The organism is Glutamicibacter sp. M10, from assembly GCF_025452055.1.
GTDB lineage: Bacteria > Actinomycetota > Actinomycetes > Actinomycetales > Micrococcaceae > Glutamicibacter.
Genome location: NZ_CP104918.1, coordinates 2,017,651 through 2,038,610, shown reverse-complemented (window position 1 = coordinate 2,038,610; position 20,960 = coordinate 2,017,651). Strand labels below are relative to the sequence as shown.

Below are 20,960 nucleotides of genomic sequence, written 5' to 3'. Positions count from 1 at the left end.
CACAATCGGATGCGCCGCATTTAAGCCTACGTCACTCAAATGATGCTGATGGCCCTATCGGTTGGAGCTACCGGTGCTGGAAGAATTGTCGAGCCCATGAGGAATTTATCGACCGAGGCGGCGCAAGCGCGACCTTCAGCGATAGCCCACACGATCAGCGACTGTCCCCGACCGGCATCTCCGGCGACGAACACCGATTCGGTATTCGTCATGTAGTAGCCATCTCGGGCGACGTTGCCCCGGTTGTCGAATTCGATACTGACCTGTTCGTCCAGTCCGGAAGCTTCCGGACCGGTGAACCCGAGGGCAAGCAGAACCAAATCAGCTTTGATTACGCGTTCGGTTCCAGACTTCGGGAGGCGCTTGCCAGCAACAAATTCTGTCTCTGCAACTGTAACACCGATCACCTTATTCTGCTTAGTTCCCTCACCGGCGACAAAGTTCACAGTGGAAGCCAAATAGGTGCGCTCGCCACCTTCTTCGTGCGATGACTGCACTTCAAAGAGCACCGGCATGGTCGGCCAAGGGTGCAGTTCGCTACGCTCGGTGCCCGGCTGCTTGCCGATCGCCAAGGTCGTCACGCTGGCAGCGCCCTGACGCAGAGCGGTACCAATACAGTCCGAACCAGTGTCACCACCACCAAGGACAACAACATGCTTGCCCTTGGCGTCGATGGTGCGCACGCTGGAGGTACCAGCAACCACACGGTTGTTCTCGGTGAGGAACTCCATGGCGTGGTGCACGCCGTCGAGCTGGTTTCCTTCGATGGGCAGTTCACGCGGAACGGTCGCACCGGTGGCGACAATCACCGCGTCGTAGTCACGACGCAGCTGCTCCCAGGTGATGTCCTTACCGATTTCGATGCCGGTGCGGAAGATCGTACCTTCATCACGCATCTGATCCAGGCGCAGGTCGATCACCTGCTTTTCCAGCTTGAAGTCTGGGATACCAAAGCGCAGCAGACCGCCGATGGCTTCGTCGCGCTCGTACACGGCAACCGTGTGACCTGCGCGGGTCAGCTGCTGGGCAGCGGCCAGACCGGCTGGGCCCGAACCAACAATGGCGACACGGTGTTCGGTGTGGCGAGCTGGTGGCTGCGGTACAAAGTCGCCCTGGTCCATCAGGTGACCTGCAAGTTCAGCCTCAACCTGCTTGATTGTCACCGCTGGCTGGTTGATTCCCAGCACGCAGGATGACTCACAAGGGGCCGGGCACAGCTTACCGGTGAGTTCCGGGAAGTTGTTGGTGGAAAGCAGTCGAGCTGCCGCCTCATCCTTACGACCACGGTAGGTCAGATCGTTGAACTCTGGAATCAGGTTGCCCAGTGGGCAGCCCTGATGGCAGAACGGGATGCCGCAGTCCATGCAACGGGAAGCCTGCTGCTGCAAGGTCCCGTCTTTCTGGCGTTCAACAACCTCTTTGTAGTCCATCAATCGCACCGGTACCGGGCGCTTGGGTTGGGTGACACGCTCGGTCACCTTCAGGAATCCGCGTGGATCAGCCACGGGTCACCTCCAAAATCTTGTTCCATACCTGTGGCGAATCTGGGTTCTGCCCGTTGGCTTCCGCGTCACTACGCACCTGCTGTACCGCAGCAAAGTCGCGCGGGGTGATGCTGGTGATGCGGGTACGGGTGTCTTCCCAATTCAGCACCAGGCGCTGCGCCAGTGGCGAAGCAGTGTGTGCGATGTGCTCGGTGAGCAATTGGTGAATGCGCTGTGCTTCGGCATCGGAAATCGGGTTGATCAACAGATCCCCCTGGCTTGCGGCCAATGGGTTGATCTTGTCCGTATCAAAGTCCACAACCCATGCCACACCGCCGGAGAAGCCAGCACCAAAGTTACGACCGGTGTCCCCCAAGATCAGCACTTCGCCGCCGGTCATGTACTCACAACCGTGTTCGCCAATGCCTTCGGTGACGATGCTCGCCCCGGAGTTACGCACCGCGAAGCGTTCGCCGACCATACCGTTGATGAACATCGAACCACTGGTGGCGCCGTAACCAACCACGTTACCGGCGATCACCTGCTGCTCAGGAGCCGAAATGGTGCTCGTTGGTGGGTGGATGACGATCTTGCCGCCCGACAGGCCCTTGCCAACGTAGTCGTTCGCGTCGCCATCCAGGCTCAGCGTAATACCCGCTGGCAGGAAGGCGCCGAGTGACTGACCGGCTCGTCCTGCGAGGTGCACCGTGATGGTGTCCTCGTCCAAGATCTCCAGTGCGAAGGTCTTGGTGACGTGGTGGCCAAGCAGGGTTCCCACCGAACGGTCGGTGTTTACGATGTCCGCATCGATGGTTACCGGAATGCGATCGGCTAGTGCCGGAGCGGCAGCAGCCAACAAACGCTGATCCAGGTGCTTATCCAAACCGTGGTCCTGGCTGATGCGGCGACGACGCGCAGCAACTTCTACCGCTGGTTCGTGGGTGATGGCATCCAGCGCCAACCCGGTCACCTTGCGGTGCGCACCAACCTGGGCAGCGTCAGTTTCGAGCAGTTCAACGCGACCGATCACTTCGTCCAGGGTGCGTGCACCCAAGGAAGCGAGCAGTTCGCGGACCTCTTGAGCGATGAACTCGAAGAAGTTCACCACAAATTCGGCCTTGCCACTGAAGCGTTCACGCAGCACAGGGTTCTGCGTGGCCACGCCCACAGGGCAGGTGTCCAAGTGGCAGACGCGCATCATGATGCAGCCCGAAACCACCAGCGGTGCGGTCGCAAAGCCGAACTCCTCGGCACCCAATAGGGCGCCGATCAGTACGTCGCGGCCGGTCTTCAGCTGGCCGTCAACCTGCACGGTGACGCGGTCACGCAAACCGTTGAGGATCAGCGTCTGCTGAGCTTCGGCCAGGCCGAGCTCCCACGGGGTGCCCGCGTGCTTCAGTGAGTTCATCGGTGAGGCACCGGTGCCGCCGTCGTGCCCGGAAATCAGCACTACGTCGGCCTTGGCCTTGGCTACACCGGCAGCCACGGTACCGATACCGGACTCGGAGACCAGCTTCACGTGCACACGCGCGCTCGGATTGGAGCACTTTGCATCGTGGATCAGCTGCGCCAAGTCCTCAATCGAGTAGATGTCGTGGTGCGGAGGCGGGGAAATCAGCCCAACACCCGGGGTGGAGTGACGAGTCTTAGCCACCCAAGGGTACAGCTTCTGGCTCATCAGCTGGCCACCCTCGCCTGGCTTGGCGCCCTGAGCCATCTTGATCTGGATGTCATCGGCGTTGGTCAGGTACAAGCTGGTGACGCCGAAGCGGCCCGAGGCGATCTGCTTGACCGCACTGCGACGCTCAGGATCGAGCAGACGCTCCGGATCCTCGCCGCCTTCACCGGTGTTGGACTTGCCGCCCAGCCGGTTCATGGCGATCGCCAGCGTCTCGTGTGCCTCGGCGGAGATCGAGCCGTAGCTCATCGCACCGGTGGCAAAACGCTTAACAATTTCGGAGACCGGCTCCACCTGATCGATGTCGATCGGGGTGATGCCTTCGGTCTTCAGCTTCATCAGACCGCGCAGGGTCTTGAGCTGTGCGGCCTGATCGTCCACAGCCTTGGTGTACTCCTTGAACACGTCGTAGCGACGGGTGCGGGTGGAGTGCTGCAGGCGGAAGACGGTCTGTGGGTCAAAGAGGTGTGGCGGGCCGGAGCGGCGCCACTGGTACTCGCCACCGGTTTCCAACTCATTGGCCTGCGAGCTGCCGTCGAGTTCTGGGTAGGCACGAGCGTGGCGTTCAGCAGCCTCGGCGGCCACCACATCCAGTTCGATGCCAGAAAGCTTGGTGGTGGTACCGGTGAAGTACTGGTCAACCACGCGCTGGGAGAGGCCAACCGCCTCAAAGGTCTGGGCGCCGCAGTAGCTGGAGACCGTGGAAATGCCCATTTTGGACATGATCTTCAGTACGCCCTTGCCCAGGGCCTTCATCAAGTTGGAGCTGGCGGTAGCGCCGTCAATGCCGGGCAGTTCGCCTTCTTCAGCCATCTGCTCGACCGATTCCAAAGCCAGGTATGGGTTGATCGCGGCGGCGCCGTAACCGATCAATACCGCAATATGGTGCACTTCGCGGGCGTCGCCGGATTCGATGATCAGCGACGCACGGGTGCGGTTGGAGCTCTTGAGCAGGTGGTGGTGGACGGCGCTGGTCAGCAACAGCGATGGGATCGGCGCCCAGGCAGCCGACGAATCACGGTCCGAGAGCACGATGTAGCGCACTCCACGGTTGACCGCAGCGGAGACCTTTTCGCAGATTTCCTGCAGGCGCGCGCGCAGTTCAGACTCGCCACCGGCCGGGCGGTACAGGCCACGGACCTTCAGCGACAGCTTGGAACCCTTGGCATCGCGCAAGTTTACGATCTTGGCCAACTGGTCGTTGGTCAATACCGGGTAGTCCAGTGCGATCTGCGACTGAGGCACCTTATCCAGGCTCAGCAGGTTGCCATCTGGGCCGATGGTGGTGTGCATGGAGGTGACCAACTCTTCGCGGATGGCATCCAGCGGTGGATTGGTGACCTGTGCGAAGGACTGGGTGAAGTAGTCAAAGAGCAGGCGCGCGCGATCGGCCAGTGCAGCAATGGGCGTATCAGTTCCCATGGCGGCCAGCGGCTCAGCGCCGGTGGTGGCCATCGGCGCCAAAAGCACGCGTAGCTCTTCGGTGGTGTAACCGAAGGTGAGCTGGCGCAGCAGCACCGAGGCCGAGTTGTGGCGTACGTGTTCCAGATCCGGGAAGTCCGCAAGGGTCTTCAGGTTTTGCGAAACCCATTCACGCCATGGCTTGGAGGCGGCAACCTCGGCCTTGATTTCGGAGTCTTCAACGATGCGGCCGGCATTCAAATCCACGGCAAACATCTTGCCCGGAGCCACACGGCCCTTGGACACAATGTGCTCTTCGGCAACGTCGATCACGCCGACCTCACTGGCAAGCACTACCAAATCATCGTCGGTAACCCACCAGCGAGCCGGGCGCAGACCGTTACGGTCCAGCACCGCTCCGGCCATCTGGCCGTCGGTGAAGCAAACGGCTGCCGGACCATCCCAAGGCTCGATGAGCATCGAGTGGTACTGGTAGAAGGCGCGCAGATCGGCGTCCATCTGGGTGTCGTTTTCCCACGGCTGCGGGATCATCATCATGATCGCTTCGGTGACGTTGCGTCCCGAAAGCATCAGCATTTCAGCGACCTCGTCGAAGGAAGCGGAGTCCGATGCACCTGGGGTGCAGATCGGGAACAGCTCTTCGGGGACCTCGCCGAGCAATTCGGATTCCAGAGTTGACTGGCGGGCGCGCATCCAGTTGCGGTTGCCCTTAACCGTGTTGATCTCGCCATTGTGCGCGATGGTGCGGAAGGGCTGAGCCAGCGGCCACGATGGGAAGGTGTTGGTGGAGAAGCGTGAGTGCACGATCGCACAACGGCTGGCGAAGTCGGTGTTCGACAGATCCGGGTAAAACGGTTCAAGCTGCGCGGTAGAAACCATGCCCTTGTACACGATGGACTGCGCGGAGAACGAAGCGAAGTAGATGCCCATCTTGTTGTGCGCGCGACGACGGATGCGCCAGGCGGCGGCGTCTAGTTCGCGGCTGCTCAGTGCTGGTGCACCGGTCGGACCGGCGACGAAGAACTGAGTGATGTATGGCATGACCTTGCGTGCTGAGGCGCCGAGCACGGAGGAGTCGACGGGCACTTCGCGCCAGCCGAGCACCGAAAGGTTTTCTTCCGCGGCCAGCGTTTCCAGCTCGGACTGAGCAAATTCGCGCTCTTTGGTCTCGGCAGGAAGGAAGCCCATACCTACGGCGTAGGCGCCGGCAGATGGGAGCGCGAAGTTGGTGGCGCTGCGCAAAAATGCGTCGGGCATATGCAGCAGGATGCCTGCACCGTCGCCGGTGCCTTCGTCGGCGCCGATAGCGCCACGGTGTTCCAAGCGGCGCAGTGCCGTTAGTGCGTGGGCGACGATCTCGTGGCTGGATTCGTTCTTCAGCGACGCGATCATTGCCAAACCGCAAGCGTCTTTTTCGGCGGCAGGATCGTATAGACCCTGTGCGCTAGGCATTGCAGAGAAGCGTGTATATGGCGAGAGGACGTTCTCGCCGGAGCCTGGCGAGGCGTTCAGTGGGACTCCGGTCATGCTCATGAGCGTGCCTTTCTGTGGTTCATGCAGGATGGGCGCGCCGAACCCTTTGCTCATGAGGATAATTCCTTAAAAGGGCGACCGGCCGCCTTGATGTTTCATCGAACTGGAACTCGTCGACAACGCGCAGCGGGGTATGCTGGCACGTCGAGATTCCAGGGAGGAACATATCCCACCTCATTGTGGTGCTGCATCGCAGGTCCGCTCCAGGGGGTTGAGGGCCCGCTACGATGCCAACATCACACGTTACGCAATTTTTGTTTCTCAAGTGCGACCGTTTGTGTTTCGAAAATGTTAAAAACTAGGGTGTACGCCACACTTTTCGGCCCGGTTGCAAAGCCGATCGGGAGCCGAAAACCCGTTGTTGTCTACCGTTTTTCGGGTATCGGCAATGTTTCGAACATGTTGCCGAGCCTTATCGCGGGCCCGGGCAAATTTGGCTCTAACTTTTTTGCTAGATTTCGCCATACTTCACGCTTCGCGCGTCATGAAACCGTTGGTCGAAGTTCAGTGGCGCCAAACGGTATGGCAATGGCCGGCAAGAGTATGTGCTTGCCGGCCACTCAATGGCACCTATTGATGCCCGACGAACCAAATGCCCTAGGCAGTGCGACTACTGCGGGTCCTTGCCCAGATGCTTCGGGTCCTTGGCTGCTTCGGTTGCTGCTGCCGGTGGTTCATCACCAGTTACATCCTGGTCATGCGCCACTTCTGCCTTTGGCTCGCGGCCCGGAAGGAAGAACGGGTTAACGTTCTGCCCGCGCAGCTTGGCCAGCACGAGGCTGAGCGCGATGGCACCGGCGATCACCAAAGCGATCGCCAACCACTGGTGAACACGTAGTCCCAATGGGCCGATGTGAATAATTTCGGCCGGATCCAAACGCAGGGATTCGGTGAAAGTACGTCCGATGCCGTACCAAATCATGTAGCAGCAGAACAGCGCACCGCGACGCAGCTTGAACTTTCGATCCAGCGCGATGAGCACCAACGCGCCGGCCACGTTCCACAGCGACTCGTACAAAAAAGTCGGGTGGAACAGTGTGTCCGCGGGCAGTCCTGCAGGGAAGTTGTAGCTGTTCGGGTCGATCTGTAGTCCCCATGGCAGGGTGGTTGGTGAACCAAAAGTTCTTGGTTAAACCAGTTGCCCCAGCGTCCGATTCCTTGGGCGATGAGCAGGCCCGGAGCTGCCGCGTCGGCAAAGGCCGAAAGCCGCACACCGGTTCGTCGACAGCCGATCCACGCACCGAGGGCGCCGAGTGATACCGCACCCATAATGCCTAGTCCGCCGAGCCAGAGCTGCGGGATTTCGGCCAAGTGCGCTTGTTGCTCGCCCAACCCAAAGTAGTACATCGGGTCGGTGATCAACACGTGGTACAGCCGGCCGCCCACGATGCCAAAGGGGATCGCCCAGATGGCAATGTCCCAGAGCATATCGGAGTTGCCACCACGGGCCTGCATGCGCTTATTGGTCAGCCACAGGGCGACAAGAATGCCCAGCAAAATGCATAGCGCGTAGGCGTGAATGGTCAGCGGCCCGATGCTGAACTTAGAAAACTCCGCCGGTGGCGAGGGGATGGAAGCTGGCACCGCTAGTGCCAGCTGTGCAGCGAAGGACATTAGGCTCGACCACTTAACTGTGCAGCGAGTTCTCCTACCGCAGCTACTCCCCCGTCGCGCAGAGCGGCAACCAAGGCGGTACCGACAATCACGCCGTCCGCGTAGGCGCCGATCTGTTCAACGTGCTCGCGGCGCGAAACGCCCAAGCCAACACAGGCGTTTTCTGCGCCGGCCTTGTGCGCTGCCTCGACTACCGCTTGGGCGGCCGAAGAGACCGAGGAGCGAGCGCCGGTGACGCCCATCAGCGATACGCAGTAAACAAAGCCGCTGGATGCGTCAACGGTGCGCTGCACGCGGGCTTCGGTGGACGATGGTGCGATCAAGAAGACGCGTTCCAGATCGTACTTGGTGCTCGCTTCAATCCATTCAGCGGCCTCGTCGGGAACCAGATCCGGGGTAATGAGTCCCGCGCCGCCAGCTTCGGCAAAACGACGGGAAAATTCGTCCACGCCCAAACGCAACACCGGATTCCAGTAGGTCATGACCATCACTGCGACGTCGGTACGTTCGGTAATGCCACGCACGATGTCAAAAATCTGCGACACCTTAAAACCATTGGCCAAAGCATGCACGGTGGCTTCCTGAATGACCTGGCCATCCATCACCGGATCGGAGTAGGGAATGCCGATCTCGATAATGTCCACGCCATTTTCGGCCAGTGCGACGGCAGCATCAATGCTGGTCTGCACATCGGGGAAGCCAGCTGGCAGGTAACCGATCAGGGCTGGTCGGCCCTCGGCACGGGCAGCGGCGATCTTCGCGGCACTCATCACGCGGGTCATTTACTTCTCCTCAGAGTTCTGTGAGCCGGAGTTCTGTGCGCCGGAGTTCTGCGAATTGGCAGCGTTGATTTCAGCTTCAGCGTCTTGTTCGTCGATCATGTTGAACCACGCTGCAGCGGTGCCCACGTCCTTATCACCGCGACCAGAGAGGTTCGCGATGATGATGGTTTCTTCGGGGACCACACCTTCAGCCACCTTGCGTTGCGCCAGGCGGATGGTTCCGGCCAGTGCGTGGGCGGATTCGATCGCCGGCAAAATGCCTTCGGTGCGGCATAGCGCCTTAAACGCGTCCATCGCTTCGGTGTCGGTGACCGGCTCGTAGCTCACCCGTCCGATGTCAGAGAGGTAGGCGTGTTCGGGGCCAACACCTGGGTAGTCCAGACCGGCCGAGATGGAGTGGGACTCAACGGTCTGCCCATCTTCGTCCTGCATCAAATACGATTTGGCGCCGTGCAGCACGCCGGGACGACCCAGGGTGATGGTGGCAGCGTGGCGATCGGTATCCACCCCGTCGCCGCCGGCTTCAAAACCGTAGATTTCGACGCTCGGGTCATCAAGGAACCCGTGGAAGATGCCGATCGCATTGGAGCCGCCACCGATACATGCGGTGACCGCGTCCGGCAGGCGCCCGGTCTGAGCCAGGATCTGCTCACGTGCCTCGTCGCCGATGACCTCGTGGAAGTAGCGAACCATCGCCGGGAAGGGTGCTCCACCAGCGGCCGTACCCAACAGGTAGTGGGTGTTCTCCACATTAGCTACCCAGTCGCGCAATGCTTCATTGATCGCGTCTTTCAGCGTCTGGCTGCCCACGGTCACCGGGATAACGGTGGCACCCAGTAGGCGCATGCGGGCGACATTTAGTGCCTGACGACGGGTGTCCTCAGCGCCCATGTAGACCACACATTCGAGTCCCATCAGCGCTGCCGCGGTGGCCGAGGCGACGCCGTGCTGACCCGCACCGGTTTCAGCGATGATGCGGGTCTTGCCCATGCGCTTGGCTAGCAGTGCCTGGCCGAGCACGTTGTTAATTTTGTGGCTACCGGTGTGGTTCAGGTCCTCACGCTTGAGGAAGATCCGCACGCCGCCGCAGTACTGCTCGGAGAAGCGCTTGGCTTCGGTGAGCAGGGAAGGTCGACCGGAGTAGTTCTTGTTGAGGTCTTTGACCTCCGCGATGAACTCAGGGTCCTTTTTGGCGGCTTCAAAAGTCTCGTTCAGTTCGTCCATGGCGGCCATCAAGGACTCGGGCATCCATCGGCCACCATAGGCTCCAAAATAAGGGCCACTGGCGTGCCTGAGCGACTGTGCATCGATTGACTGGCCTTGCGCGGAATTCTCCGGGGTGCTCATCGATTCCCTCTTTTCTTGAACGAAACTTGATTCGTGGTATGTCTCGTGCCCCGTCGGAAGATCCAACGGGGCACGAAAAAGTTTGTGCTGGTTGCCCCCGCGGCTTTTAGCGTTGCGGTTTGGCCTGGGTCCCAGCGGTGATGAATTCGGCGACCGTGGCACGCGGTTCGGCGTGTTTCACCAGTGCCTCGCCCACCAGGATCGCGTCGGCTCCAGCGCTGGCGTACTGCGTGACCTGCTCGGTGGATTCAACCCCCGATTCGGCGACGATCACCGCGTCAGCGGAATCAGCGGAGCCAATTGTGCAAAGTTTGCCGGATCAACGTCGAGCGTCTTCAAATTGCGCACGTTAACACCGATGATTTTGGCACCGAGTTTGATCGCACGCGCAATCTCTTCTTCGGTGTGCGTCTCCACCAGCGCGTTCATGCCCAACTGATGTGTCAGCTCAAGGAACGTGGCCAACTGTTGATCGTCCAGGGCCGCAACGATCAGCAAGATCAGGTCGGCCCCGTGGGCGCGAGCTTCATAAATCTGGTACTCCTCGACCGTGAAGTCCTTGCGCAGCACCGGGATCTGCACCGCGGCGCGGACCGCGTCCAAATCCTCTAGCGAACCGCCAAAGCGCCGGGCTTCGGTGAGTACCGAAATTACCGTTGCGCCGCCGGCTTCATATTCGACCGCGAGGACCGCAGGCTGGGCGATGTCCGCCAGCGCGCCCTTGGATGGAGACTTTCGCTTAACCTCGGAGATCACCCGCAGTGTGGTGTCTCGCGCGCCCGACGGGGCACCGCCCAAAGCCGCAAAGGCGTCGAGGGCAGGGGCAGCCTGTGCGGCAGCGGCCTTGATCGAGGCTAGGTCGTTGATTGCGCGACGGGCGCCCAGGTCTTCCCGGACGCCCGCGATGATGTCATCAAGAACGCTCAATTTAGTGTGCTGCTCCGCTACGGGCGCCACCCACACCAAAACCGGCTGCCTTCAAGATAGCGCCGACGATCAGGCCCAAAACTACGATGCCGCAGCCGACCCAAACAATTGGCCAAGCTAGGAGCGCAAAAGCAATGCCGCCAACGACAAAACCTAGGGTCATGATCAGCACGCAGCTCCACGCTGCAATGGAGTTACCGTGGCCAATCTCTTCGGCGTAGACCGGATCGATCTCGGTGTTCTGCGACATTCTCGCGCTCTCCTCATGTTTGTTACTGCGCCGCGGCCTTTGGATGCTGGCCGGCGGCGATGGTCTTCAAGAACTATTCTGCCATCAGTGCCCGGTCACATCCTATTTGCGCGGGCTTTCGTTTCAAATCGGTGGCGCGAATCACCACCGAAGATTACGAGCGTGGTTCAGATGTCGGGTCCTCACCGGCCGAAAGCTGTTCCCAGCTGGCGATGTTGCGGGAGGAATCATCGTCGGTGATGTCGGCCTTTTTAGCGACTTGGCGATCGTACTTGCTGGCTTTGGCAGGCCAACGAGCGGCGAAGACAAAAATCAGCACCGCTTGCAAGGCCATTACCGCACCAGCCAAGATCGCGACCGCTGGCCACGGAGTGAGTGCATAATCTCCGGCATTTTGGGCCAGGCCGGTGGCTTCAGAAACCGCTGTGGCGGCCACGGACTGTGGATCAGTCAAAGCACCGATACCGGCGGTAATCGCCACCACACCAGCCAACAGGCTCAGCGCGGCAATGATGTAACGCGAAATTTTGCCGGCAATCAGCAGCGCGAGCGAACCAGCCAAAACCACCACAGCAACGGCGGTCACCGACGCCGCAGCGTCAGCACCATCAATCACCACCTGCGGGATCTGCACCGAGGTTGCCTTCACGTCCACTGTGATCCAGGTGCGGGTCGCGGACCAAAAGCCCAGCAGCGCTCCCAGTACACCCAGTAGGGCCAGGTAACGGGCGCTCGTTAGTTTTTTCACTTGCCTTCACCTAGTTCGGTGTTGATGGTGTGTGCGGCGTGCATCGACTGCGCCGCCCAGACGGCGCGTAGTGGTGCGGCTGCCTTATTCACGGTTTCCAGCGCTTCGTCTTCGAACTTTGAGTCGTTCACGATGCCGCCTCCGGCTTGCACATAGGCTCGCCCGCCTTTAAGCAGTGCCGAACGAATGGCGATGGCCATATCCATATCCCCAGCAAAGTCGAGGTAGCCAACCACACCACCGTAAATTCCGCGGCGGTACGGCTCATATTCATCGAGTAGCTGCAGTGCTCGGGGCTTGGGCGCCCCGGAGAGTGTTCCGGCGGGGAAAGTCGCGGCCAGCACATCGTAGGCGTCGATGTCATCGCGTGTTTTGCCCACCACGTTGGAGACCAGGTGCATGATGTGGCTGAAGCGTTCAACTTCCATAAACTGGGTGACTTCCACGGTGCCAGCTTGGCAGACCCGGGACAGATCGTTGCGCGAAAGATCTACCAGCATCAGGTGCTCGGCGCGTTCTTTCTCGTCGTTGATCAGCGACTTCTCAAAGAGCTGGTCGTCTTCGTAGTTGGCCCCACGCGGACGAGATCCGGCAATCGGGTGTGTCACCACATGAGAATCGTTGACGGTCACCAGTGCCTCGGGTGAGGAGCCGACAATTTCGAACGCTTCGCCATCTTCGTTCTCAAAATTGAACAGGTACATGTACGGACTCGGATTGGTCGCACGCAGCACGCGGTACACGTCCAACGCATCGGCCTGGGTCTCAAGCTCAAAACGGCGGGAGACCACAATTTGGAAGACTTCACCGTCGACGATCGCCGTCTTAGATTTGGCCAGCGCTTCCAAGTACTCGTTTTCGGCCCACGAATGCGTCACCGCGTCCATCAGCTTTTCGCGAGGCACATCGGTGCCAGAAAGCACCGAGGCGGTGGCTTCTACCGGCTGCGCGAGCTGATCAAGCATGGCTTGCAGGCGCGCGACGGCTCCATCGTAGGCCTCATCCACGTGCTCGTCGCTGCCATCGAAGTTGATGGCGTTGGCGATCAGCGTCACCGTTCCCTCAGCAGAATCCAGCGCGGCCATATCCGCCACGAGGTTCATGCTCAGCTCAGGGAGTTTAAGGTCATCCACGGGCGGCACAGGCAGTTTCTCCCAGTGTCGAACGCAGTCCCAGCCGACAAATCCGACCATGCCACCGGTCAGCGGAGGCATCCCGGGTACTGGTTCGGTTTTGAGTGTGCGAACGGTGTCGCGCAGAACTTCAACGCCGATGCCACCGTTGGGTAGCCCTTCGGGAGCATGGCCCTGCCAGTACGCTTCTCCCCCACGTGTGCTCAGGGTCGCCGGCGAATTGACGCCGATAAACGAGTACCTGCTCCACACGCCACCCGGAGCGGCGGATTCCATCAGGAAGGTGCCCGGGCGTCCCTGGGCTAAGGTTCTGTACAGCCCGATCGGGGTCAACGAGTCAGCGAGCACGGTGATCGTGACGGGAATGACGCGACGGTCCACAGCCATGGTGGCAAATTGTTCGCGCGATAAGGAAATTTTGCCGAGAGTTTTCATCTGTGTTCTTCTTCTACGTGTTCAGTCGGGAAGTTTATTCCGGACGGTTCCCGACCACGGCATCTAGGCCGCGGTCGGTGAAGCAGGATTCGGTTCCGGTGTGGCAGGCAGCGCCAACTTGATCTACCTGCACTAACAAGGCGTCGCCGTCGCAATCCAGTGCGACAGATTTGACGAACTGGTAGTGCCCGGAGGTATCTCCCTTGCGCCAATATTCCTGTCGCGAGCGCGAGTAGAAGGTCACGCGTCCGGTGCTCAAGGTGCGGCGAAGTGCTTCGTCGTCCATCCAACCAAGCATGAGCACCTTGCCGGTGTCATATTGCTGTGCGATGGCCGCAACCAGTCCGTTGCCGTCGCGCTTAAGTCGATCGGCGATTGCTGGATCCAGGCTTTGGGATTCGGGGCTCAGATTCGAGCCGTCGTTAGAAGTAGACATCCCTCTTAGCATACTGGTTTTGGCTGTATTCCAGCTCCCTATGACGTACTGCTCTTGGACACATCACAGGAGTTGGGCGACACTACTCGCGCATTGCACAATTCGATGCTCACTGCGTGCTAGTTTCGAAAGTGATGCACTTAGTTCAAGCTTCCAGACTTGCGTTGGCCGAGACCCTGCTTGCCGCGGGCCCTACCGCCGACACTCTTTGTGACGGGTGGGAAACCCGTCATCTTGCCGCGCACCTTGTGATTCGCGAGCGATCCGTCCTTGCCGCAGGGGTTGTGTTCAAACCGCTGTCGAAGAAGCTTGAGGCCAAGGTGGACGAGCTGGCAAATGCCGCGCAGTCCCCCGAACGCTATGCCTCGCTGATTCGCACCTTCCGCGCCGGTCCGGCCAAGTACTCCCCGTTTGTTATCGACAAGTTCGATCAAGCTGCCAACCTCTCCGAGTACTTCATCCACACCGAAGATGTTCGACGTGCACGTGGCCAATGGGCTCCTCGCGTCTTGGACAAGCAGTACACCGAGATGCTCTGGCAGTCCCTCACCCGCATGTCGCGTGTGCTCTTCCGAAAGGCACCGGTCGGCATCATACTGACCCGTCCCGATGGACAGCGCCACGTGGCTAAGAAGGCACCTAACGCCGTGTCGATCACCGGTCCAGTCACCGAATTGATGCTCTACGGTTTCGGCCGCATCGATCAGAGCCTCGTGCTCTTCGAAGGCGGAGAAACCGCGTTAGAAATCGTCAAGGGTTTCAAGCCGGGGTTCTAGGCAGTCTTCACCGCGTTCGCACCGAGTGGCAACTTGAGTTCGGCTAATTCGAGAACTGCGAAACCCTTCAGACATTCCGGTCAAGCGCTTCAGTCAAGCCAGAAAACAGCTGCTACAGATTCCGTGAGTGGAACTCCACCTCTATCGGCGCCCCTACGCATCGAACGCTCAAACGCATAGTATGTGGTTCACCAAAGATCATCACAGATGCGGGGCGATACCGAAATGGGCATCACAAAACTATTGTTCGTAACGCTTGGTGCGATCTGCGTCCTTACAGGATGTACCGGAAATACGACTATTTCCCCTTCTTCGCCAAGCGCAGCAAGCTCACCGTCGACATCCAAATCCGACGAAGATAAGATTTTGAGCCCTTCGGCCAATGCCTCGCCGGTATATCAAGAAGGTTCATCAAAGGGCCCAGCGAAAAATGTTCCTTTGCCTAAAATGCCAATCGAGGCAAGAAATTTTACCGAAGAAGGCGCATCAAGCTTTGTCGAGTATTACTTTGGCCTACTGAATTACACCATCGAGTCCAATGACGCGAAAGCGGTCAAGCGCCTTTCCTCCGAAGAATGCCAGCTTTGCAATCGGTCGATCATTAATGAAGCTGAGAACGCAATAAAATCCGGCGAATGGCAAGTCGGGGGCCAACACCATCCCACCATTCTCGATTCATTTATATCCGGCAAGAACGTTGCGATTGTGACCGTCGAATACACAGCAGACACGGCAAAAATATACTCGTCACCACGAATCGTCCAAGAAGAGCTAGAAGAACTTGCCCCCCAACCGGCTAGCGTTCGATCTCGAATTTGATAAAGGTTGGCGCGTCTACAAGGTAGTCGGGGCAGACTGATGACCTGCTCCGGATTGTTTCTCTGCATCCTGCTCTACCCCTCGTAGGACAGGACAACTCACAAAGTTATAGGTCTATTCTTCAGGAACACCAACAACGGCCAGATTCCGGAGCTTCATTTTGTCGGCTCTGACCAATGTTCCACAAATTCCTAAGAATCGTCATCGCAAGATGACTTCAGGCATTGGATAACGCCAACTGAAACGCCAAGGCCTATGGGAGATGGCAGTGAAGTATCCGAAACTGACTGTCAATTTATCAATCGTAGTTCTGCTCCCTAGCTGTAGCGCAGACGGGGCTCCTCCTTCGGCATCCAACTCTGATTCGGGCGAACCAGCGCCAGCAAGTGTCGCACCCAAATCCCCCAGCTCCGCACCAACATCAGCGAATTCGAAAAAATACAAACCAGGTACGGCAAGAGGTCCAGCAGTCAATGTACCTGTGCCCGGGCTTCCTATCGCCGCAAAAGAACAATCAGAATCCGGTGCGTCCGCCTTCGCTAAGAACTATTTTGACTTGATCAATTACACCGTTGAGACAAACGATCCAGAACCATTGAAGAAATATTCACAACGTAAGTGCGAAATCTGCGGCACAGCCTTGATCGACCCTGCCGGGCGAGCACAAATAACAGGCACATGGCAGGTAGGTGGTCAGCACACATACAAGGTGGTCAACAACTACAAACCTTCAAAGGACAGAGCGACCGTATCTGTACGGTTCGAAGTAGCTGAATCCGTTTTCTACACCACTCCAGGAAAAGTTGAGTCGCGAAATCCCAAGACGACTTCAGAAGTTGCCGCTCTCAGTCTCGAATACGATTCGGGCTGGAAAGTAGATGCAGTCCACTTTAAAGAGACCAGGTGATGTCGCTTGATATCACCACGATCGTCCTGGCCATGCGAGTGAAGCATCTTCTCTTGATACGCGGTACTGGATTAGGTCAACTCAAGTACAGGCCCAATGTCTATCAACGGCCCGCTAATGCCATGGTTCCAGGCTCCTGCACATATTTGTCACGAAAAAATTGAGGCAATTGAAAGTGCTACCGCACTGAATGCAGCGTGACACCGGGGCTGTGAACATGGTGCTCGTAATGAAAATTAAGCTTTCACATGCTTGTGGTCCCCCTCAGCGAATTTCAACTACGGGAGAACTCCCCCGTTACCCCATCATCCAAACTATTTGGTTTCTCAGGGCCCGCAAGACAGATTCCAGAGTCTGCATCTCGTAGTCCACAAGTCCTCGGAACCCTCCACAAAGCAAGTTTGAAGGCATAGGATGGCGCAAAACAGAATTCACCAAGATGTTGGAGGAGAAATGCGGATCAGAGAAGCTTTGTTACTGGCTAGCGTGGTCGCACTTACGCTCTGCAGTTGTGTCTCCGGACCTGAAGATCAACAACAGCCTAATGGGACAACAACTTCTGTTCGGCCCAGCGAATCTAGTCAGACCGCGAAGTCCAGCGGTCCGAAGCCCACGCCTTCTTATAGACCGGCATCGGCCAGTGGGCCGGCAGTTAACGTCCCGACACCCAAATTCCCGGCAGAAGCAACAAGAAACTCCGAAAAGGGTGCTGCCGCCTTCGTGGACTATTACTTTGATCTCGTCAACTTCGTTGGCGAGACCTACGATACAAAGCAAATAAAGCTCGTGACCACGCGGCAGTGCGAAGTCTGCGGCGTAGGAATAATCGATCCAGCCGACCTCGGTAATGAGATCGATGCCTGGCAAGTAGGGGAAAACACCACCATAGGATTGTTGATTCTTTCAGACCAACTTCGAAGCGTGCAGCAGTGACCGTCCGATATTGGGTGGACTCAAGCATCGGTTACAAACAAGCGAATGTTGAGGACCGCAAGCTCAAGGCGATACCCAAAAAGGACCTGATAATTGAGCTAATTTATAGCAATAAATGGAAAGTTGACAAGATTTCAGGAGCGTCCTAGATGCTGAAATCAACTCCATTTGTATACGCCTCACAGCTAATACTGGCACTGTTCCTAATTACTTTTCACCAAAGCGCAGTAGCGCCTACACGGGCGTGTGGTGAGTATCTTACCCAGATGGAAACGGATAACATATCGGAAGGATCCACTGAATGCCACAAAGATAAGTCGAAGAAAGACGGTAACAATAGAGAGAAATGGTACTCGCCGCCAACGGATAAAGACTCAAACTCAACTAAAAACCAGTCAAAACGGCCCAGATTTAAGGTACATGAATACAATGAATGTGCGCCGGGACTAGAGAACTTGACTGGCTGTGACAGCAATCCCGATGTCAAGCCATGCCCCGACGGTACCTATCCGATAATCCTGCAAATCTACACATTGGACGGAAAATATCTGACTCGTCAAAATTATTGCCCCGGCGATCCGCCGCCCTCTGGGTTATCTGAGGATGAAATCGAACGACAAGCCGAGGTTAGGATTACGCCGGAAAAGTTCCGTTCATATCCGATCAAGGGATCGAAGATTCAGAGCACGCCGAACAAGTTCTCTCTGCGTAACGGTCATACTCATTTCTGGGCAAGTAACGAGACGCAGGAATTCAAGTCTGAAATTTCCGAGGCAGACGTTCGGATCAAAGCCATCCCGATCCAATGGAACTGGAACTATGGCGATGGTGCCACTAGGAACCTGAATTTCCCTGGCGAGGCCATGCCGTCGCATACACTGCGCGAAGAAACAAAAACTAGTCACGCGTACACTAAAACAGGCAAATTTGGGGTCAGAGTAACAACGCTCTACCGCGGCGAATTCAGCGTCGACGGAGGCCCTTGGCAGGCCATTCCGGGACAGGCAGCGGTGCCAAGCAACACGTTGCCCATGGATGTGTGGCGAACAAAGAAAGAACTCATCGCCAATGACTAAGTCCTTAAACCAAAACGCCCAGTCCAAACGGACTGGGCGTTTTAGCGATCAGAGACTAGCGAACTGGATAACCCGCGTCGCGGATCGCCTGCTTCACCTGAGCGATCATGTCCTTCGGACCAAAGTGGAAGATTGACGCAGCGAGAACTGCGTCCGCGCCGGCTTCGATAGCTGGCGGGAAGTCCTCAGGTTTGCCTGCTCCGCCGGAAGCGATCAAAGGAACCGATACGGCAGCCCGAACCGCACGAATCATTTCCAGATCGAACCCGTCCTTGGTGCCATCGGCGTCGATTGAATTGAGCAGGATCTCGCCCACGCCGCGTTCGGCCGCTTCCTTGGCCCATGCAACGGCACACATTCCGGTACCGGTACGTCCGCCGTGAGTCGTCACTTCAAATCCCGAAGCGATTTTCGGATCGTCGGTGCGACGGGCATCAACTGAAAGTACAAGCACCTGAGAGCCAAAGCGCTCGGTGATCTCGTTGATGACCTCCGGACGAGTGACGGCAGCAGTGTTGATGGACGCTTTGTCAGCGCCATTTCGAAGCAAACGGTCAACGTCTTCAGCGGCGCGAACGCCACCACCGACGGTCAGCGGGATAAAGACCTCTTCGGCAGTACGGCGCACCACTTCGTAAGTAGTCTCGCGGGCTGAGCTGGACGCGGTGACATCCAGGAAGGTCAGCTCGTCAGCACCAGCATCGTTATACCGGCGGGCTAGCTCAACAGGATCGCCAGCATCGCGCAAACCCTCAAAGTTCACGCCTTTAACAACACGACCGGCATCAACATCGAGGCAAGGAATAACACGAATTGCAACGCTCATCGAAGGACGTTCCTTATCTACTAGATGCGGCAGGCGTGGATCTGGCTGACCAAGATGGCGCGAGCGCCCACGTCGTAGAGTTCATCCATGATGTTGTTGGTCTGCGACTTCTTGACCATCGCGCGAACGGCAACCCATTCAGAGTTGGCCAGATCCGAGACGGTTGGCGACTCCAGACCGGGGGTTAGGGCACACGCTTCCTCAGCCTGTTCGCGGCGCACGTCATAGTCAAGCATGACGTATTGGCGGGCTACAAGCACCCCGTTGAGGCGGCGGATGAGCACGTCAAGACCGGATGGCTTGTGGCCTACTCGGCCGATCAAGACGGCTTCAGACTTCAGCAGCGGATCGCCGAAAATTTCCATGCCCGCAGCCTTGATGGTGTTGCCGGTTTCGACAACATCGGCGATAGCATCGGCCACGCCAAGACGGACCGAGGACTCGATAGCGCCGTCAAGGCGAACGATCGATGCTTCGATGCCGGCCTTTTTGAGCAGGTTGCGCAACAGGATGTCGTAGCTGGTGGCGATGCGCTTGCCGTTGAGCTGCTGTGCGTCGTTGAAGGAACCGATCGGAGCGGCAAAGCGGAAGGTGGACTTGCCAATGCCGAGAGACAGCTTCTCTTCGACGTCGTCGTCCACGTCAGCGTCTAGGTACAAGTCACGACCGGTGATACCAACATCGAGGATGCCACGACCAACATAAACGGCGATATCGCGGGGACGCAGGTAGAAGAATTCAACCTGGTTTTCCTCATCGACTAGGACCAGTTCGCGAGTATCGCGGCGCTGGAGGTAGCCGGCTTCCTTGAACATAGTGGAAGCAATTTCAGACAGGGCACCCTTATTGGGTAGGGCTACGCGGAGCATTGTTGACTCATTTCGTCAGTGTGGCGCTGCGGCGTTCAGCCATAAACAAGCGCCAAGGATTAGATTCGTTGGCCGTTGTTTCTGCCGTGCAAGGTGGATGACCGGGTCTAGTGCGACCCGGTCGAGCACCTGCTACGGCTATAGATGCTTGTAAACGTCGGCCAAGGTCATTCCCTTGGCGATCATGAGAACCTGAAGGTGGTAGAGCAGCTGGGAGATTTCCTCAGCAGCGGCCTCGTCAGTTTCGTACTCCGCAGCCATCCAAACTTCGGCGGCCTCCTCGACAACTTTTTTACCGATGCCGTGGACACCAGAGTCGAGTTCGGTGACGGTACGAGAGCCTTCCGGGCGTTCTTGTGCCTTGAGCGATAGTTCGCTGAAGAGCTCGTCAAAAGTTTTCACGCTACCAATCTTAGCCCCGTTCATGTCGGTAGCTACATTTGCGTGCCCCTTTGTGACGGGCCAGCCGATAGCTACCCCAGCGCCGCGACGGTCATGACCGCTGCCGAATACGCTTCGTATCCCTTGTCTTCGCTGGAGTTTTCCAAGCCTGCACGCTCCAGTGCCTGCTCTTCGTTATCGCAGGTGAGAACGCCGAACCCAATAGGAGTTTTGGTGTCAACACTCACATTAGTTAAGCCGTTGGTCGCGGATAAACAGACGTAGTCAAAGTGCGGGGTGCCACCGCGGATGACCACACCGAGGGCGATGATCGCGTCGTACTCGCTGGCTAGACTCGCTGCGGCAACCGGCAACTCAAAGGTGCCAGGAACACGAATCAGCGTGGTGCTTTGTTCGAGTCCCGCGTCTTTGGCAGCACGCTGCGCGCCGCTAATAAGTCCGTCCATGATGACTTCGTGCCAGCTTGCGGCGAGGATCGCAACCTTAAGACTGGAGAACTTCTTGCTCGATGCCAGATCTTTTAGCTGATCGGTAACGTTGGTTGGTGCTCCGTGCTTACTCAT

The 20,960-nt window shown here is 57.9% G+C and carries 17 protein-coding genes and 2 pseudogenes; 5 read left to right on the top strand and 14 right to left on the bottom strand.

The window, feature by feature from the left end:
• Positions 1–35 precede the first annotated feature (35 nt).
• The 10 genes and pseudogenes from N6V40_RS09975 to hisI all read right to left on the bottom strand — a co-directional run bounded on the left by N6V40_RS09975 (position 36) and on the right by hisI (position 13,789).
• Positions 36–1,505 carry a glutamate synthase subunit beta gene (locus N6V40_RS09975; RefSeq protein ID WP_131088458.1) on the bottom strand — a complete coding sequence of 490 codons (1,470 nt, stop codon included), beginning with the start codon at positions 1,503–1,505 and terminating at the stop codon, positions 36–38.
• Positions 1,498–6,117, bottom strand: coding sequence for a glutamate synthase large subunit (gltB, locus tag N6V40_RS09970; RefSeq protein WP_396268648.1), 4,620 nt, complete (start codon positions 6,115–6,117; stop codon positions 1,498–1,500). The genes N6V40_RS09975 and gltB overlap by 8 nt, the downstream gene beginning before the upstream one ends.
• A gap of 610 nt (positions 6,118–6,727) precedes the next feature.
• Positions 6,728–7,731, bottom strand: a pseudogene (gene lgt, locus N6V40_RS09965) (prolipoprotein diacylglyceryl transferase).
• Entirely contained in the window at positions 7,731–8,513 is a 783-nt protein-coding gene (trpA, locus tag N6V40_RS09960) for a tryptophan synthase subunit alpha (RefSeq protein ID WP_262197512.1), read from the bottom strand. Before trpA ends, lgt begins: the two are co-directional and overlap by 1 nt.
• A complete protein-coding gene (trpB, locus tag N6V40_RS09955; RefSeq protein WP_131088461.1) occupies positions 8,514–9,860 on the bottom strand; it encodes a tryptophan synthase subunit beta in 1,347 nt (448 codons plus the stop codon).
• Between the two features lie 106 nt (positions 9,861–9,966).
• A pseudogene (gene trpC, locus N6V40_RS09950) lies at positions 9,967–10,787 on the bottom strand (indole-3-glycerol phosphate synthase TrpC).
• Position 10,788: 1 nt separating this feature from the next.
• Entirely contained in the window at positions 10,789–11,037 is a 249-nt protein-coding gene (locus tag N6V40_RS09945) for an HGxxPAAW family protein (protein ID WP_131088463.1), read from the bottom strand.
• A gap of 154 nt (positions 11,038–11,191) precedes the next feature.
• Positions 11,192–11,785, bottom strand: coding sequence for a Trp biosynthesis-associated membrane protein (locus tag N6V40_RS09940; RefSeq protein ID WP_262197510.1), 594 nt, complete (start codon positions 11,783–11,785; stop codon positions 11,192–11,194).
• A complete protein-coding gene (locus N6V40_RS09935; protein WP_262197509.1) occupies positions 11,782–13,353 on the bottom strand; it encodes an anthranilate synthase component I in 1,572 nt (523 codons plus the stop codon). The genes N6V40_RS09940 and N6V40_RS09935 overlap by 4 nt, the downstream gene beginning before the upstream one ends.
• Before the next feature lie 34 nt (positions 13,354–13,387).
• Entirely contained in the window at positions 13,388–13,789 is a 402-nt protein-coding gene (gene hisI, locus N6V40_RS09930) for a phosphoribosyl-AMP cyclohydrolase (protein ID WP_262197508.1), read from the bottom strand.
• Between the two features lie 134 nt (positions 13,790–13,923).
• Here hisI and N6V40_RS09925 point away from each other — a divergent pair, with 134 nt between their 5' ends.
• The 5 genes from N6V40_RS09925 (at position 13,924) to N6V40_RS09905 (ending at position 18,300) form a co-directional block, all read left to right on the top strand.
• On the top strand, positions 13,924–14,565 hold the full coding sequence (locus tag N6V40_RS09925; RefSeq protein WP_262199718.1) for a TIGR03085 family metal-binding protein: 642 nt from the start codon (positions 13,924–13,926) through the stop codon (positions 14,563–14,565).
• Between the two features lie 225 nt (positions 14,566–14,790).
• Entirely contained in the window at positions 14,791–15,384 is a 594-nt protein-coding gene (locus N6V40_RS09920) for a DUF6318 family protein (protein ID WP_262197507.1), read from the top strand.
• A 262-nt stretch (positions 15,385–15,646) separates the two neighbouring features.
• Positions 15,647–16,291, top strand: a complete 645-nt coding sequence (locus tag N6V40_RS09915; protein WP_262197505.1) for a DUF6318 family protein — start codon at positions 15,647–15,649, stop codon at positions 16,289–16,291.
• 414 nt (positions 16,292–16,705) lie between these two features.
• Complete coding sequence (locus tag N6V40_RS09910) at positions 16,706–17,224, top strand: DUF6318 family protein (protein WP_262197504.1); 519 nt, start codon at positions 16,706–16,708, stop codon at positions 17,222–17,224.
• Positions 17,225–17,490: 266 nt separating this feature from the next.
• A complete protein-coding gene (locus N6V40_RS09905; RefSeq protein WP_262197503.1) occupies positions 17,491–18,300 on the top strand; it encodes a hypothetical protein in 810 nt (269 codons plus the stop codon).
• A 55-nt stretch (positions 18,301–18,355) separates the two neighbouring features.
• Here the strand turns inward: N6V40_RS09905 and hisF are convergent, their stop codons facing one another.
• The 4 genes from hisF to ribH all read right to left on the bottom strand — a co-directional run bounded on the left by hisF (position 18,356) and on the right by ribH (position 20,960).
• Complete coding sequence (gene hisF / locus N6V40_RS09900) at positions 18,356–19,126, bottom strand: imidazole glycerol phosphate synthase subunit HisF (RefSeq protein WP_262197502.1); 771 nt, start codon at positions 19,124–19,126, stop codon at positions 18,356–18,358.
• A 20-nt stretch (positions 19,127–19,146) separates the two neighbouring features.
• Complete coding sequence (hisG, locus tag N6V40_RS09895) at positions 19,147–19,995, bottom strand: ATP phosphoribosyltransferase (RefSeq protein WP_131088471.1); 849 nt, start codon at positions 19,993–19,995, stop codon at positions 19,147–19,149.
• A 138-nt stretch (positions 19,996–20,133) separates the two neighbouring features.
• Positions 20,134–20,397: a phosphoribosyl-ATP diphosphatase gene (locus N6V40_RS09890; protein WP_131088472.1), complete on the bottom strand. Its 264-nt coding sequence runs from the start codon at positions 20,395–20,397 to the stop codon at positions 20,134–20,136.
• Positions 20,398–20,468: 71 nt separating this feature from the next.
• Positions 20,469–20,960: a 6,7-dimethyl-8-ribityllumazine synthase gene (gene ribH / locus N6V40_RS09885; protein WP_262197498.1), complete on the bottom strand. Its 492-nt coding sequence runs from the start codon at positions 20,958–20,960 to the stop codon at positions 20,469–20,471.

Coding starts and splice junctions, on each gene's coding strand:
- hisG (WP_131088471.1), bottom strand. CDS start 19,995: ATGCTCCGCGTAGCCCTACCCAATAAGGGTGCCCTGTCTGAAATTGCT.
- gltB (WP_396268648.1), bottom strand. CDS start 6,117: ATGAGCATGACCGGAGTCCCACTGAACGCCTCGCCAGGCTCCGGCGAG.
- N6V40_RS09935 (WP_262197509.1), bottom strand. CDS start 13,353: ATGAAAACTCTCGGCAAAATTTCCTTATCGCGCGAACAATTTGCCACC.
- N6V40_RS09920 (WP_262197507.1), top strand. CDS start 14,791: ATGGGCATCACAAAACTATTGTTCGTAACGCTTGGTGCGATCTGCGTC.
- hisI (WP_262197508.1), bottom strand. CDS start 13,789: ATGTCTACTTCTAACGACGGCTCGAATCTGAGCCCCGAATCCCAAAGC.
- N6V40_RS09910 (WP_262197504.1), top strand. CDS start 16,706: ATGGCGCAAAACAGAATTCACCAAGATGTTGGAGGAGAAATGCGGATC.
- N6V40_RS09905 (WP_262197503.1), top strand. CDS start 17,491: ATGGAAACGGATAACATATCGGAAGGATCCACTGAATGCCACAAAGAT.
- N6V40_RS09925 (WP_262199718.1), top strand. CDS start 13,924: ATGCACTTAGTTCAAGCTTCCAGACTTGCGTTGGCCGAGACCCTGCTT.
- N6V40_RS09915 (WP_262197505.1), top strand. CDS start 15,647: ATGGCAGTGAAGTATCCGAAACTGACTGTCAATTTATCAATCGTAGTT.
- ribH (WP_262197498.1), bottom strand. CDS start 20,960: ATGAGTAAGCACGGAGCACCAACCAACGTTACCGATCAGCTAAAAGAT.
- N6V40_RS09945 (WP_131088463.1), bottom strand. CDS start 11,037: ATGTCGCAGAACACCGAGATCGATCCGGTCTACGCCGAAGAGATTGGC.
- hisF (WP_262197502.1), bottom strand. CDS start 19,126: ATGAGCGTTGCAATTCGTGTTATTCCTTGCCTCGATGTTGATGCCGGT.
- trpB (WP_131088461.1), bottom strand. CDS start 9,860: ATGAGCACCCCGGAGAATTCCGCGCAAGGCCAGTCAATCGATGCACAG.
- trpA (WP_262197512.1), bottom strand. CDS start 8,513: ATGACCCGCGTGATGAGTGCCGCGAAGATCGCCGCTGCCCGTGCCGAG.